A 1,640-nucleotide genomic window follows, 5' to 3' on the forward strand; every position below is an offset into this window, starting at 1 on the left:
AAAAGATATTTATCAGAAAAGTCATGATCAAGCTAGAGGTTTAAAGACTGAGCGGGTTCCAATTATTTTTATTAATAAATATTTTACACAATTCATACCAGGTAAGCAAGAGGGCTACGCCACTACTACCGAATCATTACCAAGCGAGTTTTGATCTTTTACCATAAAACAGGAATCTTAGCCAAAGCTTCAGCCGTAAAGCGTTTCGCTAAATCTCCCGTCCCAGACTTCACAAACTCTTGTACTGCTAAGGTGATAAGTAAACCTGCTGTTAATGGCTCAGTCATTTTTAAATTTTCCTCTAATAGTAATTCAAATTGGGTTTGAGACTCTAAACGTTTGGAGAAAAATAAAATCTCTAAATTTTCAATCTCTTCACTCTCATGGCTCTCTTGGATCTGGTGGGTAAAATGTATTCTAAGATACAGTCTTGCGGGCGAGGGGGTGGAACGAAAGCTAAACCTACCAAACCCGGGGCGTAAACTCCGCATCATTTAAAATTATTACATTTTCCCCTGACTGCACCAACACAAATAAACCCTGACGACAAGCGTAACTCGCCACCTCATTGGGAACAATCATCGCTGCCACCGCTCCCAAAGCCTTTACATCTCGAAAACGAGGCATTAACCGCTTAAACTTGGCCAAACGTTGTAAATGCTCATCCACATCCCTTTGAGTTAACTTACTTTTGACCTCCACTAAAATGGCATCGGTATCATTTACTACCAATAGATCAATCTCTAAACCCTCATTATCCCGTTTTACCGAAATGCCAGGGTGAAACTCATGCACATCAATACCCCGCTCCTGAAACAGACGCACCACCGCAGGACGCACTTGCCACTCGACAAATTCTCCTAAACGATTGCCCAACTCCCCAATCTGCTGACTAACCCTGTTAATTTGCTTATCTGTTTCTTTTTGAGCTTGGGATAACTCTTGTTGGGATTGGGCCAATTCCTTTAGTATTTCCCGAATGTCTTCAATAGTAGCTGTCATAATGAATTTTCTCAAGTTAAAATGAAATTTTCTCTATTATAGCCCGATCGCTTTTTCTCCCTTGAAGTAACTGTTCAGGGGGTAGGGTTGATTCATGAATCAACCCTACAATGAATCAACCCTAGTTCAGGGGGGGACAAAATCTGATAATCTAAAAAGACGTAGAAAAGAGCGGCTACTGTGAGAGAGTAGTATCCATGCCTCTAGGAAAGGCAGTTCTTCTCCCTCTCTGCTGCCCCTGGAGAGTCCTTCCACAGAGTCAATGCCACTGGCGGCTTGACATCCCCCCCCCCCTGAACGGTTACAATAAACTTAAGAGTTATTCCTTCTGTTCTTCAGGGGGATTTTTGAGGAGTTCACAAAGTTGGGAGGTCTGGTGGCATTGAGGGGAGGGATGCCAAGCAATGCTCTTTTATTCAGCGTGTTGGCGGTATTCCTCTAACATTCGGGTCAGTTCTCCTACTAGCGGTTTGTTTTGTGTTATTTTTTTGTAAAAAATTGGGTTCTTCGTTACTTGGTATGGTTCGATAGGGGGGCATAAATCGACTAAATCCTTATCTGGCAAGAGACTTAATTGATTAGTTCGCTCTAGAGCAAAAACAATTGACAAAAATCGCTAAATGCCTTTCTCTATAAGG

3 protein-coding genes are annotated in these 1,640 nt (G+C 42.0%); all 3 read right to left on the minus strand.

Translation table 11 applies throughout. The features are described from left to right. Positions 1 to 158: 158 nt before the first annotated feature. The 3 genes from O9290_RS25460 to O9290_RS25470 all read right to left on the minus strand — a co-directional run bounded on the left by O9290_RS25460 (position 159) and on the right by O9290_RS25470 (position 1,612). Positions 159 to 287, minus strand: coding sequence for a hypothetical protein (locus O9290_RS25460; protein ID WP_256378307.1), 129 nt, complete (start codon positions 285 to 287; stop codon positions 159 to 161). A gap of 175 nt (positions 288 to 462) precedes the next feature. Then, complete coding sequence (locus O9290_RS25465; protein WP_002759366.1) at positions 463 to 1,002, minus strand: DUF3782 domain-containing protein; 540 nt, start codon at positions 1,000 to 1,002, stop codon at positions 463 to 465. Between the two features lie 412 nt (positions 1,003 to 1,414). Continuing rightward, positions 1,415 to 1,612 carry a hypothetical protein gene (locus O9290_RS25470; protein WP_502846478.1) on the minus strand — a complete coding sequence of 66 codons (198 nt, stop codon included), beginning with the start codon at positions 1,610 to 1,612 and terminating at the stop codon, positions 1,415 to 1,417. Positions 1,613 to 1,640 lie beyond the last annotated feature (28 nt).

It is taken from the genome of Microcystis sp. LE19-41.2A, from assembly GCF_027530405.1.
Taxonomy (GTDB): Bacteria; Cyanobacteriota; Cyanobacteriia; order Cyanobacteriales; family Microcystaceae; genus Microcystis; species Microcystis aeruginosa.

Coding starts and splice junctions, on each gene's coding strand:
- O9290_RS25460 (WP_256378307.1), bottom strand. CDS start 287: ATGACTGAGCCATTAACAGCAGGTTTACTTATCACCTTAGCAGTACAA.
- O9290_RS25465 (WP_002759366.1), bottom strand. CDS start 1,002: ATGACAGCTACTATTGAAGACATTCGGGAAATACTAAAGGAATTGGCC.